This window comes from Arthrobacter sp. UYNi723 (assembly GCF_054057635.1).
The window spans coordinates 16,627-35,018 of record NZ_JBSRZM010000008.1 but is presented as its reverse complement, the minus strand read 5'-3'; the positions used below and the strand labels follow the sequence as shown (position 1 = coordinate 35,018).

The 18,392-nt window shown below is 66.3% G+C and carries 19 protein-coding genes and 1 pseudogene; 5 read left to right on the top strand and 15 right to left on the bottom strand.

Annotation, left to right across the window (positions count from 1 at the left end):
• Window positions 1-8: 8 nt before the first annotated feature.
• The 6 genes from proC to ACVWY0_RS08200 all read right to left on the bottom strand — a co-directional run bounded on the left by proC (window position 9) and on the right by ACVWY0_RS08200 (window position 8,191).
• Window positions 9-842, bottom strand: a complete 834-nt coding sequence (gene proC, locus ACVWY0_RS08225; RefSeq protein ID WP_485836258.1) for a pyrroline-5-carboxylate reductase — start codon at window positions 840-842, stop codon at window positions 9-11.
• Window positions 843-1,107: 265 nt separating this feature from the next.
• Window positions 1,108-2,112, bottom strand: coding sequence for a Ppx/GppA phosphatase family protein (locus ACVWY0_RS08220; RefSeq protein WP_485836257.1), 1,005 nt, complete (start codon window positions 2,110-2,112; stop codon window positions 1,108-1,110).
• Window positions 2,113-2,164: 52 nt separating this feature from the next.
• On the bottom strand, window positions 2,165-2,617 hold the full coding sequence (locus ACVWY0_RS08215) for an SseB family protein (protein ID WP_248758737.1): 453 nt from the start codon (window positions 2,615-2,617) through the stop codon (window positions 2,165-2,167).
• Between the two features lie 138 nt (window positions 2,618-2,755).
• On the bottom strand, window positions 2,756-5,485 hold the full coding sequence (gene topA, locus ACVWY0_RS08210; RefSeq protein ID WP_485836256.1) for a type I DNA topoisomerase: 2,730 nt from the start codon (window positions 5,483-5,485) through the stop codon (window positions 2,756-2,758).
• A 156-nt stretch (window positions 5,486-5,641) separates the two neighbouring features.
• The gene (locus tag ACVWY0_RS08205) at window positions 5,642-7,372 is read right to left on the bottom strand and encodes a DUF7059 domain-containing protein (protein ID WP_485836255.1); all 1,731 of its coding nucleotides are present in this window, start codon (window positions 7,370-7,372) and stop codon (window positions 5,642-5,644) included.
• Between the two features lie 39 nt (window positions 7,373-7,411).
• On the bottom strand, window positions 7,412-8,191 hold the full coding sequence (locus tag ACVWY0_RS08200; RefSeq protein WP_485836254.1) for a MerR family transcriptional regulator: 780 nt from the start codon (window positions 8,189-8,191) through the stop codon (window positions 7,412-7,414).
• A 139-nt stretch (window positions 8,192-8,330) separates the two neighbouring features.
• Here ACVWY0_RS08200 and ACVWY0_RS08195 point away from each other — a divergent pair, with 139 nt between their 5' ends.
• Together ACVWY0_RS08195 and ACVWY0_RS08190 are read left to right on the top strand one after the other, a co-directional pair.
• Window positions 8,331-8,768, top strand: coding sequence for a hypothetical protein (locus tag ACVWY0_RS08195; RefSeq protein WP_485836253.1), 438 nt, complete (start codon window positions 8,331-8,333; stop codon window positions 8,766-8,768).
• Window positions 8,769-9,008: 240 nt separating this feature from the next.
• A complete protein-coding gene (locus ACVWY0_RS08190) occupies window positions 9,009-9,602 on the top strand; it encodes a hypothetical protein (RefSeq protein WP_485836252.1) in 594 nt (197 codons plus the stop codon).
• Window positions 9,603-9,668: 66 nt separating this feature from the next.
• Here the strand turns inward: ACVWY0_RS08190 and trhO are convergent, their stop codons facing one another.
• A complete protein-coding gene (gene trhO, locus ACVWY0_RS08185) occupies window positions 9,669-10,562 on the bottom strand; it encodes an oxygen-dependent tRNA uridine(34) hydroxylase TrhO (protein ID WP_485836251.1) in 894 nt (297 codons plus the stop codon).
• A gap of 51 nt (window positions 10,563-10,613) precedes the next feature.
• Entirely contained in the window at window positions 10,614-11,072 is a 459-nt protein-coding gene (locus tag ACVWY0_RS08180) for a hypothetical protein (RefSeq protein WP_485836250.1), read from the bottom strand.
• A 94-nt stretch (window positions 11,073-11,166) separates the two neighbouring features.
• Here ACVWY0_RS08180 and ACVWY0_RS08175 point away from each other — a divergent pair, with 94 nt between their 5' ends.
• Window positions 11,167-11,859 (top strand): GNAT family N-acetyltransferase, encoded by a 693-nt coding sequence (locus tag ACVWY0_RS08175; protein ID WP_485836249.1) that lies wholly within the window; start codon window positions 11,167-11,169, stop codon window positions 11,857-11,859.
• A 27-nt stretch (window positions 11,860-11,886) separates the two neighbouring features.
• Entirely contained in the window at window positions 11,887-14,316 is a 2,430-nt protein-coding gene (locus tag ACVWY0_RS08170; RefSeq protein WP_485836248.1) for a DEAD/DEAH box helicase, read from the top strand.
• On the opposite strand, the gene ACVWY0_RS08165 is transcribed toward ACVWY0_RS08170, so the two are convergent.
• The 6 genes and pseudogenes from ACVWY0_RS08165 to ACVWY0_RS08140 all read right to left on the bottom strand — a co-directional run bounded on the left by ACVWY0_RS08165 (window position 14,289) and on the right by ACVWY0_RS08140 (window position 17,521).
• Complete coding sequence (locus ACVWY0_RS08165; RefSeq protein ID WP_485836247.1) at window positions 14,289-14,648, bottom strand: Rv3654c family TadE-like protein; 360 nt, start codon at window positions 14,646-14,648, stop codon at window positions 14,289-14,291. The two genes, ACVWY0_RS08170 and ACVWY0_RS08165, sit on opposite strands and share 28 nt — an antisense overlap.
• Window positions 14,645-15,100: a TadE family type IV pilus minor pilin gene (locus ACVWY0_RS08160; RefSeq protein WP_485836246.1), complete on the bottom strand. Its 456-nt coding sequence runs from the start codon at window positions 15,098-15,100 to the stop codon at window positions 14,645-14,647. Before ACVWY0_RS08160 ends, ACVWY0_RS08165 begins: the two co-directional genes overlap by 4 nt.
• A gap of 83 nt (window positions 15,101-15,183) precedes the next feature.
• Window positions 15,184-15,297: pseudogene (locus ACVWY0_RS08155) on the bottom strand (DUF4244 domain-containing protein); the annotation flags it as partial.
• 13 nt (window positions 15,298-15,310) lie between these two features.
• Window positions 15,311-16,864 (bottom strand): recombinase family protein, encoded by a 1,554-nt coding sequence (locus ACVWY0_RS08150; RefSeq protein ID WP_485836245.1) that lies wholly within the window; start codon window positions 16,862-16,864, stop codon window positions 15,311-15,313.
• A gap of 54 nt (window positions 16,865-16,918) precedes the next feature.
• Window positions 16,919-17,338 carry a hypothetical protein gene (locus tag ACVWY0_RS08145; protein WP_485836244.1) on the bottom strand — a complete coding sequence of 140 codons (420 nt, stop codon included), beginning with the start codon at window positions 17,336-17,338 and terminating at the stop codon, window positions 16,919-16,921.
• 33 nt (window positions 17,339-17,371) lie between these two features.
• Window positions 17,372-17,521, bottom strand: a complete 150-nt coding sequence (locus ACVWY0_RS08140; RefSeq protein WP_485836243.1) for a hypothetical protein — start codon at window positions 17,519-17,521, stop codon at window positions 17,372-17,374.
• Window positions 17,522-17,850: 329 nt separating this feature from the next.
• Between ACVWY0_RS08140 and ACVWY0_RS08135 the strand changes: the two genes are divergently transcribed.
• Window positions 17,851-18,033 carry a hypothetical protein gene (locus ACVWY0_RS08135; protein ID WP_485836242.1) on the top strand — a complete coding sequence of 61 codons (183 nt, stop codon included), beginning with the start codon at window positions 17,851-17,853 and terminating at the stop codon, window positions 18,031-18,033.
• 25 nt (window positions 18,034-18,058) lie between these two features.
• Here ACVWY0_RS08135 and ACVWY0_RS08130 read toward each other — a convergent pair whose 3' ends face one another.
• Window positions 18,059-18,340, bottom strand: a complete 282-nt coding sequence (locus ACVWY0_RS08130; protein WP_485836241.1) for a hypothetical protein — start codon at window positions 18,338-18,340, stop codon at window positions 18,059-18,061.
• Window positions 18,341-18,392 lie beyond the last annotated feature (52 nt).

The following is an 18,392-nucleotide window of genomic DNA, read 5'->3' as shown; positions in this document are numbered from 1 at the left end:
CGAAAATGTCAGCCGAGCTGCCTGGTGATCTCCGCAGAGCGGTCCGCTGCGGCGCGGGCGCCGGCGGCGATGATGGCCGGAATACCCCGGTCGTCGAAGGTGGCGATGGCCCGTTCTGTGGTTCCGTTGGGGCTGGTCACTCCCTTGCGCAGGGCCGAGGGATCGGCGCCTGGCTCGGCAAGCATAAAGCCCGCGCCTGCGACCGTCTCCCGCGCCAGGAGCAGCGACAACTCGGGATCCAGGCCCAGTTCGACGCCGGCAGCTGCCATAGCCTCGGCCAAGTAGAACGCGTAGGCGGGACCCGAGCCGCTGATGGCCGACAACGCGTCCACCTGATCCTCGGGAACCTCCACCACGGTGCCCGTGGCTCGGAGGATGTCCTTGACGGTCTGGAGCTGTTCCGGCGTGCAGTTGGTTCCGGGTGAGACGGACACGACGCCGCGGCCCAGCTTGGCAGGGGTGTTCGGCATAGCGCGGATCACCGGCTGTCCGGGAGGCAGGGCAGCTTCCAGTTGCGTCAGCGACACGGCTGCGGCGACGCTGACAACGATGGCCTTCGGGGACAGGGAGCCGCTGATCTCGCGCGCCAGGTCGACGATGCCTACCGGTTTGACGCCAAGGATTACGACGGCGGATCCCTTGGCCGCCTGCTTGTTGTTGTCCGGTTCTTCTTCGCCTGCGATGGCCGTGATGCCGTGGTGACGCACGGCCAGTTCCGCAGCGCGTTCAGCACGCCTGACTGTAGCCACGACGTCGGCGGGGTCGGTTCCCCCGCCCAGGAGGCCGGCGAGGATGGCTTCGTTCATGGATCCACAGCCCAGGAAGGCGATTCGGTTGATCATGCTTCCATCATTGCAGTTCGGGTGGGCGGCTGCAGAAATGGAACGAATCGGAAAAAGCGGGAACCCGGCGAAATCGATTCACAGCGGACTCCCATGTTCGCTGCAGCTTGCACACAACTTCGCCGCCTAACGTAGTTATTACCTCATTGAGGGTGCGAGTGATGCGGCAAGCATGGGGATGTTTGCCCGAGGCGCCGGTGGTTTGCAGCAGGTTTTCCCCCATTTTCCTGCTGCGGACGCCGGCGCTTTCGCGTTAACGCTGCTTTCAGGCGGGTGAAGGCTCGATCGCCTGGCGTGCCGCGGCGGGCTCAACGATATGCGGGGCCGGATCCAGCGGGCCGGCGAAGACCAGCTGGTCGAGCCGGCGCAGGATCAGCCCTTCACGCAGCGCCCACGGGCAGATCCTGATCTTCTTGAACTTGAACATTTCCAAGGCAGCCTCGGCCACCAGAGCCCCGGCGAGTAGCTGGTGCGCGCGGGCCTCTGACACGCCCGGCAGAAAGAGCCGGTCCTCGGACTTCATGGCTGAAATGCGCTGCGCCCACACGCCCAGATCCGTGGCGTTAAGTGTGCGCTTCACGTAGGGCCCTGCGGCGCTCGGGGCTGCTCCGGCGACCCTGGCGAGCGACCGGAAGGTCTTGGAGGTTCCAGCCACAACGTTGGCGCGGCCCAGGCCGTCGAACTGCCTGACTGCCGGGGCGAGGGTGGCCCGGATGTAGCGGCGCAGCTCTTTGACGCTCTTGGCGGAAGGCGGGTCCTCAGCCAGCCAGTCGCGGGTCAGGCGGCTGGCGCCCAGCGGCACGGAAGTGGCCACTTCGGGCAGTTCGTCCTGCCCGAAGGCCATTTCGAAGGAGCCGCCGCCGATGTCCAGGTTCAGGATCGGTCCCGCACCCCAGCCGTACCAGCGGCGGACGGCGAAGAAGGTCATGGAGGCTTCTTCGCTGCCGGTCAGTTCCTGCAGGGTGACAGTGGTTTCGTGCTTGACCCGGGCCAGCACTGCAGGGCCGTTAGTGGCTTCACGGATGGCCGACGTACAGAAAGCCAGCAGGTCGTCCGCTTTGTGCCTGGCGGCAAACTCCCAGGCTTCAAGGACGAATTCGGTCAGCTCGTGCTGTCCTTCGTCGGTGATGTTGCCGTCGGTATCCAGGTATTGGACCAGGGATATGGGCCGTTTGTGCGACGCGAAAGGCACCGGACGCGCGCCAGGGTGGGCGTCCACCAGAAGAAGGTGGACAGTGTTTGACCCGATATCAAGGACGCCTAGCCGCATCCTGCCATTATTCCCCCGCCCGGGCCCTCACTCACAACCTGCACTAAAGATGTCAGTTTGCGGAGGCGTCCTCGGGTGCGCCGTCGGGAAGCTCATCCGCCCGCTTGAAGTCGCGCTTGATGTTGGCGACGCCCTCCGGGTTGATCTCAAACCCGTACGCAGCGCCGGGGTTGATCACCATGCCCAATTCCTCGCCAATGTTGGCGATGATGGCTGCACCCTGGGTCCCCAGGACGTTCGGGGCCGCCTCAAGATACTGCTCGTCAACGCGGCTGGGGTGCGAGAACACCGCAAGGACGGGCTCGCCGTCGGCGTTCGCCAATACCAGCGGCTCCACCTGGGAATCCTCCCCCTCGATCCCGTCGGTGCTGATGACGTAGACCTCGCTGTTGAGGAAGGACAGGATGACGTCCACCGGGCTGCCCTCTGGCTGGCCGCCCAGGGCGAGCTTCTCTTCGAGGTCGTTGAGCGGCGTGAGATCGGCTGTGCCGGGCTGTTCAGTCATGTATCTACTCGACCACGTTGGAGAGCCCGGCGCAATTCCGAGGATGACACATGGACCGGGATGGGAGGAATCCGGCAGCGTGCGTCTAAGCGAGGAACGAGCGAGCACGCCGAGGATTTCTGCCATCCCGGTCCGGAGTTACTTCTTAGCGGGAGCCTTCTTCTTTGCCGGGGCCTTGCGGGCCGTTGTGGCGCGCTTGACCGGACCCTTGGCCCGCTTCTCGGCGAGGAGTTCAATGGCCTGTTCGCGGGTCAGTTCCTCCAGGGACGTGGACCGCGGGACGGTGATGTTGGTGATGCCGTCGGTGATGTACGGGCCGAAGCGGCCTTCCTTGACCACGATGTTCTTCTCGGAAACGGGGTCCGGTCCGAACTCGGCCAGCGGCGCCACCGCTGCACGGGCGCCGCGCTGCTTGGGCTGCGAGTAGATCTCCAGCGCCTGCTCCAGCGTGATGGTGAAGATTTCCTCTTCGGTGCCGATGGAGCGGGAGTCCGTGCCCTTCTTCAGGTACGGACCGAAGCGGCCGTTCTGCACCGTGATGAGGTTGCCTTCGGCGTCCTCACCCAGGGCGCGGGGCAGGCTCATCAGCTGCAGCGCTTCGTCCAGGGTCACGGAATCCACGGTCATGGACGCGAACAGCGAACCGGTGCGCGGCTTGGCCTTGACGGGCTTCTTCGGCGGCTTCGGCTTGCCGTTCTTGTAGTACTCCACGGGCTGGTTGGCCAGCTGTTCCTCGGTCATCTCCGGGATGACCTCGGTGACGTACGCGCCGTAGCGGCCGTTCTTGGCGACAACGCTGTGCCCGGTGTGGGGGTCGTCGCCCAGTACGCGTTCTTCCGGCGCAGCCGTTTCCATCAGTTCGATGGCCTTCGCCGCCGTCAGTTCGTCGGGCGCCAGGTCCTCGGGGACGTTGGCGCGGGAGTTCTCCACGATTTCGCCGGTCTTGGCGTCCACCGTGGCAGCGGAGCTTTCCAGGTACGGGCCGAATTTGCCCACCCGCAGCGTGATCTCATCCGTAATGGGAATGGAGTTGATTTCCCGGGCGTCGATCTCGCCCAGGTTGTTCACGATGCTGAGCAGGCCCGGATCGGAATCTTCACCGTAGTAGAAGTGCTTGAGCCAGGCAGACCCAACCGCCTGGCCGTTGGCGATCTTATCCAGGTCGCCTTCCATGTCTGCCGTGAACTCGTAATCCACGTAATCCGTGAAGTGCTGCTCAAGCAGGCGGATCACGGAGAACGCGATCCAGCTGGGCACCAGCGCGGAACCCTGCTTCCGGACGTAGCCGCGGTCCTGGATGGTGGAAATAGTGGAGGCGTAGGTCGACGGGCGGCCGATGCCCTTCTTCTCCAGCTCGGCGGTCAGCGACGCTTCGGTGAAGCGCGGCGGCGGGGAGGTCTCGTGGCCCACAGCCACAATGTCCGACGCCGTGAGGGCATCGTCCTTGGCCACGTTCGGCAGCCGCCGGGCTTCGTCGGAGTCGTCGTCCCCGCGGCTTTCGTCCTTGCCTTCTTCATAGGCGGCCAGGAAGCCCGGGAAGGTGATGACGGTGCCGGAGGCGGAGAATTCGGCGTCCCGGCCATCGGTGGCTACGGCACCCAGGCGGATGGTCGCCGTCGAACCCTTGGCGTCACCCATCTGGGATGCGACGGTGCGCTTCCAGATCAGTTCGTACAGGCGGAACTCGTCGCCGGAGAGCTGCTTGGCCACCTGCGCCGGGGTGCGGAAGGAGTCACCGGCGGGGCGGATGGCCTCGTGGGCTTCCTGCGCATTTGCAGCCTTGCTGGTGTACACGCGGGGCGACGCCGGGATGTATTCCGGGCCGTACAGCTCGGAGGCCTGGCGGCGGGCAGCCGTGACGGCTTCGTCGCTCAGCGCCGAGGAGTCGGTACGCATATAGGTGATGTAGCCGTTTTCGTACAGCCGCTGGGCCACCTGCATGGTGCTCTTTGAGGAGAAGCGGAGCTTGCGGCCGGCCTCCTGCTGCAGCGTGGACGTGGTGAACGGCGCCGCCGGACGGCGTGTGTACGGCTTGGTGTCCACGGACCGGACACGGAAGTCCGCATCCTGGAGACCTGCGGCCAGTGACGTGGCGAGTTCCTCGTTGAGGTGCGCCGCATTGCGCGAGGTGAGGACGCCGTCGTCGTTGAAGTCGCGGCCGCTGGCCACCTTGGCGCCATCTACGGCAGCGAGCTTGGCCTTGAATGAACCGGCGCCGGCCCCGAACTGGCCCGTGAGGTCCCAGTAGGAGGCGGCCTTGAAGGCCATGCGTTCGCGTTCACGGTCCACCACCATGCGGGTGACCACGGACTGCACGCGGCCGGCGGACAGGCCGCGGGCCACCTTGCGCCACAGCACGGGGGAAATCTCGTAGCCGTAGAGCCTGTCCAGGACGCGGCGGGTTTCCTGGGCGTCCACCAGGGCCGTATCAACATCGCGCAGGTTGTCCATGGCGCGGTGGATGGCTTCCTTGGTGATTTCGCCGAACGTCATCCGGTACACGGGGACCTTGGGCTTGAGCACTTCCAGCAGGTGCCACGCGATGGCCTCGCCCTCGCGGTCCCCATCGGTTGCGAGATAGAGGGCGTCGGCATCCTTGAGCGCGGCCTTCAGCTCGGTGACCTTTTTCCGCTTGTCCGCGGACACCACGTAATACGGTTTGAAGTCGTTTTCGATGTCGACGGCGAACTTGCCCACCGAGGTTTTCTTCAGTTCTGCAGGAAGCTCAGACGGCTGCGGCAGGTCGCGGATGTGACCAATGGAGGCCTCTACGATGAAGCCCTCGCCGAGGTACTTGGCGATGGTCTTGCTCTTGGCCGGAGACTCCACAATCACGAGTTTCTTGCCTGTTTTGGCCTTGCTTGGCACGGTGCTCCTACAGAAAAAGGTTGCTCGGGCAGATGAGCCCATATTGGCCTAGTTCACCATATTTTGGACAATCGTGCGCATTCATGTGGAAAACCCGTTGACTCATCAGGCACATCCGGGACGCCGATTTGGGGTGTTCCCGGGCCCGCCAAACCACTATTCAGCAGGCTCGGAAGGAACCAGGAAACCGTCGCTGACCAGGTTCGCGACGTCGTCGAGCAGCCCGGTCCGGAACGCGTCGCCGTCGAACCCGTCCTCTCCGGCGAGGCTCCCGCCGAGCAGCGCGGCAAGGGCTCCGATGATCTGGCCGACGGAGAGGTCACCGTCGCACGCGGAGACAAATCCGGCCAGTTCGGTGCTGAGCAGATTGGTCCGGCGCAGGCCCGCGCCCTGGCGCAGCAGGATCACGCCGGGGTGCTCGGCGCCGGGGCGCTGATGGCGTTCCTCGGTGACGTCGTCCACCACGAGCAGGTGCGCGTCCGCCAGGCTGTTGGCGGCCAGCCAGTCGGAACGCTCGACGGCGGCGCCCAGGTGAGGCCCGATGGGCTGCTCAATGGGGTACGTGATTTCCTCGAAACGGCTAATGGAGGCGGCGCCGGATTCCGACAGCGGCCGGCGCAGCCAGATCATCCCGAAGCCGATCCCCGCCACGTTCCGGGAGGCGAAGTCCGCCAGGTACGCGGCGTAGGCGTCCCGGTAATGCTTCCGGTCGCGGGATTCGGACGCGTCCTGCAGCCACGTTTCGGCGTACTGCTCCGGGCCCACCTGCTCGCGCTGGATGAACCAGGCATCCGCGTCCGGGCCGATCCAGCTCTTGGGCCGCTCATACCATTCCGTCCCGCCGGGGATTTCCCAGTTGCCCAGCATCTGCGCGGTGCCGCCCGGGGCCAGGGCACCGGGCAGCGCCGCCACGAGCGAGGACACAATGTCATCGCCGGGCAGCCCGCCGTCACGGTAGGTGAACTGCCCGGACGCGGCTTCGCCCAAGGTCCGCGGGGTGATGACGAACGGCGGGTTGGACACCACCAGTTCGAATTCCTCCCCCGCCACCGGCTCCAGGAGCGACCCCAGGCGAAGGCTCACCCGGTCCTCCAGCCTGTCCGGGTCCAGGTGCAGGGCCGCGGCATTAAGCAGGAGGTTGAACCGGGTGAAGGCCAGCGCCCGCTCCGAGATGTCCGTTGCCGTCACGTGCTCGGCATGGTGCAGGAGGTGGAAGGACTGGATGCCGCAGCCCGTGCCCAGGTCCAGGGCCTTGGCGACGTGGCGGCGGACGGTGGTCTGCACCAGCGTGGTGGACGCCTGCCCGATCCCCAGCACATGGTCGTGCCGGAGCATGCCGGCCTGCTGGTGCGCGGCGAGGTCGCTGGCGACCCAGAGTTCGGCGCCGCCGCTGCCGTCCTCATTGGCGTCCCAGCCGTACGGCCGCAGATCCGCTTTCGCCTGCAGCAAGTCCTGCGCCGGCTGATCAGCGCCGGGCAGCTCAGTGCCGGGCAGCTCAGGGCCGGGCACGGGCTCGAGCAGCCCCAGCTCGATCAGCCCGTCGGCCCGGATTCCCGGCAGGGCGGCGTCGAGCGTTTCCTGCGTTTGCGGTTCCGCCAGGAGCCAGAGACGCACGACGGCGGCGAGCGCCGCCGTCGTCTTCTCACCGTTCGCAGGCCCATCCTTCGCCGCATCATTCTGGAGGGCGCTTTCGGTGGCCAGCAGCGCCGGGATGATCTGGTCCCGGTTCAGCGCGCGGTAGGCTGACTCGCCCAGCAGCCCCGCCACGCCGTCGAGCGTGTAATCCACCCGGCGCAGGTCCGCGGCGAGCGCCGTCAGCAGCCCGGGGAGGTCGCTGCGCGGGGCATCGGGGGTGTTGCCGGCCAGGAAAAGCGTGGAATCAGTCACTGCCCAAGTCTATTGGCGGGCCGATGTCCAGCTGACGGGCTACAGGTTCGCCGCCGCGTAGGTCTTCAGGGCATCCCGGACGAAGCCGGCACCCTCGGCGCCGCCATAGTTCTTCGCGAACCGGGGGTCAGCAACGTACATCTCACCGAGCCCGGTGACGTATGCCTTGACGTCACCCTTGCCTGCATCACCCTTGCCGCGGGCGTCCGACGCCGGGGTGCCCGGGATGCCGGTCAGCCATTCGACGTGCCGCCTGGCGATGTCCTGGGCCGCCGCGCTGTCCGGTGCGATACCCGCCGTGGCGGCGGCGATCCAGTCCTCGCCGAGCTTGTGCGAGCGCTGCTTCCACGCGGCCTTCTCCTCGGTGCTCATGCCGCGCCACCACGAATCCCCCTTCGCGTAGGCGTCCTTGCCCCAGCGTTCCTCCACTTCGCCCTTGTACTGCGTATGGTCGAAACCGTTGAACATGTCTTCTGCCGTGATTTCGCCACCTCCTTTCACTGCTCCGATGGTTTGTGTGACCGACGCGATCTGCCGCGCCAGCCTGTCCTGTTCCTGCTTGAGCCATTCGAGATGCCCGGTGAGTGCCTGGGCGGCGTCCGTTTCGTCGTCGAGCACCTGGCTGATCACCGGCAGGCCCAGCCCCAGCCCGCGCAGGAGCAGGATGCGCTGGAGCTGCACCAGCGCCGCCTGGTTGTAGTACCGGTAACCGTTGTGGCCGGTGCGGCTGGGCTTGAGCAGGCCGATGTCGTCATAGTGCCGCAGCGTCCTGCTGGTGGTGCCGGCGATCCGGGCGATGTCCTGGATGGACCAGTCCATGTGTTCCTCCTTCCTGCTCTGTTTGCGGGATGGCCCGGACGTTCTGTTCCGGCTGATGGTTCAACGATAAATGTTGACGTAGCGTCAAGGTCAAGGGCCTGAATCACGGAGCACAGATGGAGCCGGGTAAGTTGGAAGCATGGTTCCGTTTCCTTCCTCCATGCCGCGTGCCCTCTCCACTGTGGCTGCAGCAGCTGTCCTCCTGGGTGTCTCAGGCTGCGCGCAGCAGCTTTCGGTGGAGAACGCCGATGTGCCGGCCTGGAAAGCCACGGCTATGCCGTCGGCCAGCGGCATTGTTGCCGAGGACTCCGGCAAGATTCTCAACGCCCAGCCCATTGACCATACGGAGAACGTGCCGGCAGGCAAGTACACGCTGACACTCGTCTGCGAAGGCGGCGGCAAGGCCTTCCTCGCAGTGCGGTCCGGCGGCAAGGAACTCGCCGACCTCGGGGCCGCCTGCTACGGCGCGCGGGAGTCCATCAAGATCACACTCCCGGAATCCGGACCGCTGCAGCTCAGCGCCTCCAGCGTCGACGCACCGCTGATCTACGCCTACCAGCTGGTCACCGCGGGCTAGTCCCTTCGAATCCACCGTGCGGCTGACCGCCGGACGGGTGACGGCTACGCTGGCGCCCACCAGCCGCGGGGAATCCTCGGTCGCCGCCCGTCGCATCGAAACGGCTCCCGGGGAACCGCCGGCCGGTCAAACCCCCGCTGCCCCGGCAGGCAGCAGCCCCTAACCCCCTCCCCCGACCAGCCCTCCCCTCACTTCCTCGAGGCTCTGGATTGGGGTCCGTGCCGGGCATAGAGTCGGAGTATGCCCGCAACGCAGGGGGCGCCGCCGCCCCGCAGGGCGGTACGTCGTCCGGGCGCTTGCCCGTCCCGGTCAGTCTCCGTGCGCACCCGGGTGAGGGCCGCCGTCGTACTCTGGACGGCGGGCGCCCTTGTGGCCGGAACTGCGCTCGCCGGATGTGAATACACGTACGACGAAGGGTGGCGTCCCGCCGAGGCCCCGGCCGCGCCGGAGGTGACCGAGCCGGGGCCACGCGCTGAGTCGTGGCGGAACGATCCCGTCAGCGAGGCTGAAATGGAGGCCTGGCTGACGGAGTCCCAGGTGGGGTCCGGCCTGCAGGTGGCGCATAGGACATTCGGCCTGTTGCGCGCGGAGGCAGTCCGAACGGACGCCACGGAGCCCCTCCCCGCCGGAACCTACGTCCTGGTGCTGGTGTGCCGGAGCCAGCGGCGCGTCGACTTCAAAGTCCGCAATGACGAATTCACCATGGTGGACCTGAGCCTCCGCTGCGGATCACGGCGCGAAAGCGTGATCTACCTTTCCAAGGAAACGGTGCTGCATTTCCAGGTCGAAGCGCAGTCGCCCGCCAATTTCGCGTACCGGCTGGCCCGGCTCTGAACTTTTCTGCCTGCGGCTTTGATCCGGCCGCACCGTTCAGGCCACGCAGCCTTCGGGCCACGCAGCTCAGGCCGCGCAGCCTTCGGGGCAGCGCAGCGTCTCCGGGCTGGCGGCACACTCGGCGCAATACAAGGTCAGCGTGCGGCAGCTCGGGTTGGAACAGTTCTCGAACTTGCTGGTGCGGGCGGCACAGCGGACGCACCCACCGATGGTCTTGGCGTCCTCACTGAATTCCAGGTGCATGCGCTTGTCGAACACGTAGAGCGAGCCTTCCCAGAGGCCCTGGTCCTTGAACGTTTCGCCGTAGCGGACGATGCCGCCGTCGAGCTGGTACACCTGCTTGAAACCGCGGTTCACCATCAGGCTGGAGAGCACCTCGCAGCGGATGCCGCCGGTGCAGTAGGTGACCACCGGTTTGTCCTTGAGGGCGTCGTACTTGCCGGAGTCGAGCTCCTTGATGAAATCGTGGGTGGTGGCCACGTCAGGGACGATCGCGTCCTTGAACTTGCCGATCTGGGCCTCGAAGGCGTTGCGGCCGTCGAAGAACACCACGTCCTCGCCGGCCTGTTTCGTGGCTTCCACCAGTTCGTGGAGTTCTTCGGGCTTCAGATGGGTGCCGCCGCCCACCACGCCGTGCTCATCCACCTTGAGTTCGCCTGGCGCGCCGAAGGAGACGATCTCGTCCCGGACCTTAACGCTCAGCCGCGGGAAGTCCTCCGCGCCGCCGTCGGACCATTTCACGTCGATGCCGTGGAAGCCTTTGTATTCGCGTGTGGTCTTCACGTATTGCTTGACGGCGCCGATTTCGCCGCCCACCGTGGCGTTGATGCCGTCCTTGGAAAGGAGGATGCGTCCGGTCAGCCCGAGTTTTTCGCACAGGGCACGCTGCCAGAGCCGTACCGCGTCCGGATCAGCGATGGGGGTAAAGCCGTAAAAGAGCACAATTCGGTTCAAAGCCACGTATTTAAGGGTACTGGGTTGCCGGGCATCGGGCCCGCCCGGTGGCCGGGGCTAAGGCTGCGCCGCTGCGATGGCGGCGTCGCGCCTGTTCAGGGCGGTTTCAGCCGTCCGGTACCCCAGGACGACGACGGCGAAGGGCACCGAGGTGGCCGTCACGGCGGCTCCGAAAGCATCAGCGCCATTGTTGAGGGCGAGTTCTGCCGCACCGTCACCAACGAGGCGCGGCACCACAAACAGGACCAGCGCGGTGAGAAGCCCACCGAATCCCGGCCGGTGCACTCCTGCGGGCTCGGAGCGTGATCCCAGAAAGTCCAGCGGGCGCTTCGAATTCCGGTAGGTCAGGGCGCCGGCCACCAGCGGGACGAGCCCGCCGGCAAGCCAGAGCAAGTAGCCCACACCCGTGGCCGTCTCCCAATATCTTGCGCCGCCCACCATGGCCACCATTAAGGCGACACAGACCAGCAGGGGCAGCGGAAAGGTGCTCTTGGACGGATCCTTGGTGGCTGGCATGCCGTCAGTCTTGTCTGGTCACGATTGCATAAGCAAGTCACATCGGGGCACCCGACCCCTGTTGCTTGTGTCGGGGCTGGAATACCCTCATGACATGAGTCCGGACGCCTTGGTTGGAGACATCACACGCCTTCTTGAAGTCTGGTTAGCTGGCTGGGCCGGCTGCCGCGGTTACCAGACCTCAGTTGAGGGCCGCTTCCCCGCTGCACTGCGGGCCGACACCACCGGGGAGTGGGAATACTTCGCCCATGACCCCTCCGCTGACGAGTTCGCTGCCCTGGCCGCGAAGACCGCCGAGGCCCCGGCCAGGGTCCTGACCATCCTCACTAATGATGTTGCCCGCTTCAGTGCACTGGCCCAAAAACACGGGCTGAACGTCACGTCCGCATCGCAGGCCATGATGATTGTGGACATGGCCACGCAGGATACGGAAGATCCGTGGCTCTCCGACGACGATTTGAACCTGGTCACCTCCCAGCTCGACGGCGTCCACCACGCGGTGGTCCGCTCGAGTGACACGGTAGCGGCGAGCGGCAGGGTTTTTGTGGTGGGCGAGACTGCAGTGTTCGACAAGATTGTGGTCCAACCAGCGTTCCAGCGCCGCGGCCTGGGCAGCTTCATCATGAAGGCCCTTGCGGCGCAGGCCATCGGACCGTATGTGGAGAACGGCCTGCTGCTGGCCTCGATCGACGGCCAGAAGCTGTATTCCCACCTGGGCTGGTCAACTGTTTGCCGCGTGCTGATGCTGTCCACGTCCGACGAAGGCGCAGACCTTTCCGTGGGGTGATTTTTCCCCGGGTGAAAGAATGTTGGGGTGAACCCCCATGACTCCCTGATTCCATTGCTGGGCCGAGGCCCGGACCCGGAACAGCTGCGTCATGTCCGCACCATCCCAGCCCGGCAGGCAGTCCACGAACCGTGGCCAACGTGGGCACACGCGGATCTGGTGGCCGCTTACGGCTCCCTGGGCATCCACGAGCCGTACCGGCACCAGATCCAGGCCGCCAACCTGGCCCACAGTGGCGAGCACGTGGTCATCGCCACCGGCACAGCCTCCGGCAAGTCCCTGGCCTACCAACTGCCGGCCCTTGACGCCATCCACCGCTCCGAACTGCGCGTCTTGTCCGACCCGGGAAAGATCCACGACGACGGCGCCGTGACGCTCTATCTCTCCCCCACGAAGGCACTCGCTGCCGACCAGCTCGCAGCCATCCGTTCCCTGGATCTGCCCACCGTACGGGCCGAGACGTACGACGGCGATACCGACACCGCGTCCCGCCGGTGGATCCGGGACCACGCCAACTTCATCCTGGCGAATCCGGACATGCTCCACTTCGGCATCCTTCCCAATCACGCCTGGTGGGCCAGCTTCTTCCGGCGGCTGCGGTACGTGATCGTGGATGAGGCCCACAGCTACCGCGGGGTGTTCGGCTCGCACGTGGCCAACCTGATGCGCCGGCTGCGACGCATCTGCGCGTACTACGGTGCCGGGACCACCCATCCAGGGCCGGTGTTCATCGCGGCCTCAGCCACGGCTTCTGAGCCAGGCACATCGTTCGGCCGCCTGATCGGGGCGCCGGTCCGGGCCGTTGCCGAGGACTGCTCGCCGCATGGTTCCACTACGGTGGCTTTCTGGGAGCCTGCGCTGACCGACCTCAAGGGCGAGAACGGTGCCAGGGAGCGCCGCACCGCCGTTGCTGAAACGGCCGATCTGCTGGCGAACCTGGTTTCGTCCCGCATCCGGACCATCGCCTTCATCAAGTCCCGCCGCGGAGCGGAGACAATCGCTTCGATCACCAAGCGCCTTCTGGATGAAGTGGACCCCAGTCTTCCCCAACGCGTGGCCGCCTACCGTTCCGGCTACCTTCCGGAAGAACGCCGGGCCCTGGAAAAGGCACTCCGCTCCGGCGAATTGCTGGGGGTCTCCAGCACGTCCGCCCTTGAACTGGGCATCGACATTTCCGGGCTGGATGCCGTCCTGGTCGCGGGCTGGCCAGGCACCAGGGCGTCGCTGTTCCAGCAGATCGGCCGGGCTGGGCGCGCGGGCCAGGATGCGATTGCCGCGTTTGTGGCCAGCGATGATCCGCTCGACACCTACCTGGTGAACCATCCCGAGGCGATTTTCGACGTGTCTGTGGAGGCCACCGTCTTTGATCCCTCCAATCCCTACGTGCTGGGGCCCCATCTTTGTGCCGCCGCCGCGGAGCTTCCGCTGGGCGTGGCTGAGCTGGGCCTGTTCGGCGGCACGGCAGAGAAGCTGTTGGGGCAGCTCGTGGCGCAGGGCTATTTGCGCCGCCGGCCGGCGGGCTGGTTCTGGACGCACTCCCAGAGCGCTGCGGCCATGGTGAACCTTCGTGGCGACGGAGGCGGACCGGTGAGCATCGTTGACGCCGACACCGGGTCCCTTCTCGGGACCATGGATTCGCCCCAGACGCACTACCAGGCGCACACAGGTGCCATCTATGTGCACCAGGGCGACAGCTATGTGGTGGAGGAACTGAACGAAGACGACCACTGCGTGGTGGTCCGGCGCGCCAACCCCGACTACTACACAACGGCCCGGGACGTGACCCAGATCGAAGTGCTCGAAACACTCCGGACTGAGCACTGGGGCGATATCGCCGTTCACTTCGGCGATGTGAAAGTGACAACACAGGTGGTTTCCTTTCAGCGCAAGGCCTTGATTTCAAACGAAATCCTGGGCGAGGAGCCGCTGGAGCTGGGCGCCCGGGACCTGTTCACGAAGGCCGTCTGGTTTGTGGTGGAGAACCGTTCGCTGACGGGCGCCGGGCTCATCGAGGCGCAGTTCCCGGGGGCCCTGCACGCCGCCGAACACGCAGCGATCGGCCTGCTGCCGCTCGTGGCCTCCAGCGACCGCTGGGACATCGGCGGAGTATCCACCGCAATCCACGCCGACACCGGCGTGCCCACCATCTTTGTGTACGACGGGCACCCCGGCGGTGCCGGCTTTGCCGAACGCGGCTTCGACAAGGCAAAGGTGTGGCTCTCGGCGACGCGCGACGCCATCCAGGCGTGTGAATGCGAGTCGGGCTGCCCGTCCTGCGTCCAGTCCCCCAAATGTGGGAACAAGAACAATCCGCTGGACAAGGCTGCCGCCGTCACGCTCATCGACGTCCTCCTCAAAGACGCGCGCGAAATGCCTCTCCGCAGTGCGGAATTCCTGGCGAGCACGGAGCCGTTCAGCACCACAGCCGCTCAGGGCGGCGGTCCTGCCCGCGACTGACCGGTTGCGGCGCCAACCAGTGTGCGTGCATTGAGCTCCGTTCGGACCATGACGGTCTGGCCGGCCCCTTCCGTACAGCTGACGAGTGCCGCCTCATGGCGGGCTGCTACCTCGGCGGCCACCGTGCAGGGGTCTCCGGACGTGATCCCGCGCAGGGCATCGGCCGCGGCAAGGGCAGCGAGGTCCGCCGCTGCCGCTGCCCTGCTGGCCATCACCGCGGACTGTGCGAACAACAACATCAGGGCCATCGCCATGATGACAACCAGCGCCAGTCCCGCAGCCAGTACTGTTCCCGAACCGCGCTCCGGGTTGTCCCGGAATTGCCTGTTCACAACGGCGCCTCCTCCGGGGCCCCGCCCGGCTCCAACACCGGATTGGCCGCGGTAGCCGGCGTTTCGCTCCGCGTGGTGGCCTTGGCCGTGAGTGTCCATGGAACTGTTGCCCCCAGCGGCCCGCCCACACCGTCGGCCACCGTAACGCTGAGCCACTCACCTTCAGTCCCAACGGACGCCGTTGCCGAGGTCCCCGCCAAGGTCCTGACGATCCCCTGCACTGAAGCCGCGTCCTCGCCACGGGCCAGCGCCCTGGCGCCGGCCCGCGCCGCCTCCTCGAGCCTGAGCTGCGTGACGCCCGCGGAGGCTCCCGCCAGGAGCAGTGCGAGGAGCAACAGGACTGCCGGCAGCGCTACCGCGAACTCCGCCGTCACGGCGCCGTGGGCGTTCCCCGGACCACGGCGGCGGCGACGGAACCGGCGACGGAACGCGGCCGCCGGTCCCAGCGCCACGCGGCTTTCCACACCCTGGTTCCGGCAGCGGCCACAGCGGCTGCTCCGGTCATCAGCCCGTGGCAGCGCTGCCGGCGGCAGACTCATGGCAAGGCCAGCGCCGTGCGGATGAGGTTCAACAGGAATCCGCGCACTTCGTCGCTACGGAGAATGAAGACGAGAAGTCCGGCGAAGCCAACCGCGGCAAGCGTAGCTGTCTCACTGGGTCCGCTACTGTGCCCGAGGGTCCAGCACGCCTCGGACGGTCATGGACTCCGGAAGGCCACCCACCAGGGGTCCGGCCACCTCAACGCGCAGGGCCAGCAGCTCCGCCAGCTCCAGCCGCTCGGCGTCCCCGAGGTGCTGCAGCCGCTCCGCTGCCCGGTCAGCCAGAGCAGCAAGCTCGGTGAGCTGGCGGGCGTTGCCCCGTGCCCCGGGACCTGCCGACTGCAGTGCGTCCAGCTTGGCCTTCACGTCTGCGAGCTGGGAGCGGTAGCGGGCCACCCGAACCAGCAGTTCCTCCGGTTCGTCGGCCATGAACGCCTCGTCGGTGGCCCTCTGAATTGCCCGGGTGAGCTTCCGGGCCTGCTCCCCCAGCCGCTCCACTTCCTGGGTGTCCGCCTCGCTCGTGGTCCCGCTCTGGGTCCACTCTGCCGCCAGTTTCAGCAGCCGCGCCCGGTCGCCGAGGACGCCGACGACCTCGGCCCAGACCGCAGCGTCGAGTTTGGCGACGTCAATCTGTCGGCAGTCGCAGTCCGGCTGGCCTGCCTTGGGCCTGCGCTTGCACTCGGGACGGTAAATCGGCCTGCGGACCCCGGAGCGCTCCAGCACCAGGACCCCGAGGTAGTGCCTCCCGCAGGTCCCGTGGACCCTGGTTGAGAGCCACTGCCGCTGTTGGTTGTCCTGCCGCTGGCCGGACCTTGGGGCAGCGTCCAGGACCTGCTGGAGCGCGTCGAAGGTCTCCCGGTCCAAGGGTGGCTCGGGCAGTTCCAGGACCACCGGGTCCCCGTGCCTGGGTTTGCCGGTGCGGGGATCGGCCTGGGTCTTGAAGTAGCGGTCGCCGGTCTTGCCGACGTGCCCCCAGTGGTGCTCCCCGGTGACCAGGGCCGGGTTCCGGAGCATTCGGCGGACTACCGTGTGGGACCAGTCGGCACCGGTCCGGGTGGGGACGCCCTGGCTGTTGAGTTCGCGGGAGATCTCGCCCGTGGTCCGGCCTGCGAGCGCGGACTTCACCATCGACTGGAGGGTGTCGCGCTCTGCGGTGTCCGGGACGGGTCGGGCCTCCTTGCCCTTGCCTTCCAGTCGCCAGCCGTAGCTGGGCTGACCACCGGGCCAGCCGGAGCGGGCTACCTTGGCGCGTTGCCCCGTAATGCTGCGCTCCCGGATCAGGTCACGCTCCATCTCGGCCACCCCGGCGAGGATGGTGCGGGTTAGCTTGCCCGCGTTGGTCGAGAGGTCGATGTTCTCGCGGATTACGAACAGCGTCACGCCCAGGCGGTGCAGCTCGTCGGTGATCCGGATGGCGTGGGCCGCGCTGCGGCTCATTCGGTCCAGGGACGCGACGACCACGGCCTGGACCTCTCCGGAGCGGCACGCGGCCAGGAGCGCCTGCCACTGCGGACGGTCGTCCTTGGCCCCACTCAGGCCCTCGTCCACGAACTCGCCCGCGAGCTTCCAGCCCCGACCCTTGACTACGGCTTCGCACTTTTCCCGCTGGGTCTGCAGGGAGCTGCCGTGGTCCACTTGCCCGAGTGAGCTGACTCGCCCGTACCATGCTGCGTTCATTGCCTTCTCCTACAGCTTTGCCCCGGTTCCCCGGGGCTGGCTGGTTGTGGTTGGTTAGAGTGCGGTCCAGTTGCCTGAGCCGTCGCGCCGGTCGTTGATCTGGGTGACCTTGCCGTTGGTCCGGGTGGGGTAGATCCAGCGGCCCCGCTTCACCGGCTCGGCCTCGGTCCACTTACTGCCCTTGGCGGCTGCGCGGTCGGCCTGCGCCTGGGCCTTGGCGGTGAGCCGCTCGGCCATTTTGACGGCCTTCGCCCGGAGAGCATCGGAGCCGAGGTCCTCCTCCGAGTACTGGCGCTCGTAGCCCTCCTGGCGTGAGGCGACGAGGTCGCGGGCCACCAATCCGGCGTGGCGTGCGTCGTGCCCTGGGCGGTAGAGGCTCTTCGCGCTCTGGGTGGCTTCCCCGCAGCCGCAGGTGCACTGGACGGTTGCCTTCTCGGTGGTGGTGGTCTTGGCGGTGGTCTGGGTCTTGGTCATTTTCGGCTCCTGGTGGTTTCGGTGGTGGTTGGGTTAGAGGCCCTTGACGAGCTGGAAGAAGACCGCGAGGTCCTCGGCGGAGAGGGCAGCTTCGGCCTTCATTACCCAGCGGAGCTGGACGGTGTCGGAGTTGGCGGCTGCAACCTTCGCTGCGAAGTATTCGGGGGTCTGGTTCTTGGTCATTTTCGGCTCCTTGGGTGTGCCTTGCTTGACTCTCTGTCAAGGAAAAAACTCCATCGAAACACGCGAATTTGAGGCCCCACAAGTATTTGGGGCCACGCCCGACCGCGTGGACGTGCCTGTGGACAACGTTTCGCGAAAGTTTATTTAACCCACACTGTGGACTAAGCGTTTTCGCAGGTGAGAGGCTCGAACCGCCCGAAAGAATTTTGTTTTCCACAGGTTGACCCCCAGGCTGTGCACAGGTATGCACACTTAGTGCACAGGTTATCCACAGGCCGAGGGGTGCCGGGGATGGGTTAATCCGCAGTCTTCCGGCTACCGTCTTGGCTATGGACTTCTTCGCTTTCATCAACGGCTTCTTCTCCTGGAGCCAGACGCCCCTGGGCGCAAACATTGTTGGGCCACTGGTGGTGGTCCTGGCCACCACCGCTGGCATCGTCCTCACCAAGTTCGTCCGCTCCTTTCCGGACAGGTTCGACCGGTGGTTGAAGCGGAGGGTGGGGCTGATGTGAACCAGCCCCACGTCCCCGCGCTGGCTCACTTCGCCGCTACCTTTGCGAGGGCTGAAACCGGGGTGACCCGGACCCAGCTCTTCCAGTAACGTATTGCCACCGGGAGCAGGCGCTGCACCTCGGCGTCCTTGCTCCGGGTCGTCGTGGCCCACTCCTTGACCTCGCGCAGAGTGGTCGGCACGCTGGGTAGTCGGGCAGCTGCCAGGTCCTCGAAGAGCGGGAGAGACAGTCGGCCAGCCACGCTGCGACGGTCCTGCCTCGCCAGCCACCAGACGAAGCTGCCCTCGGTTACGTTCTCGGTGTTCATTGTTTGTTTCCTCTCGTTGGTTCTGACGGGACCAGGGGTACGGACCCCCTCT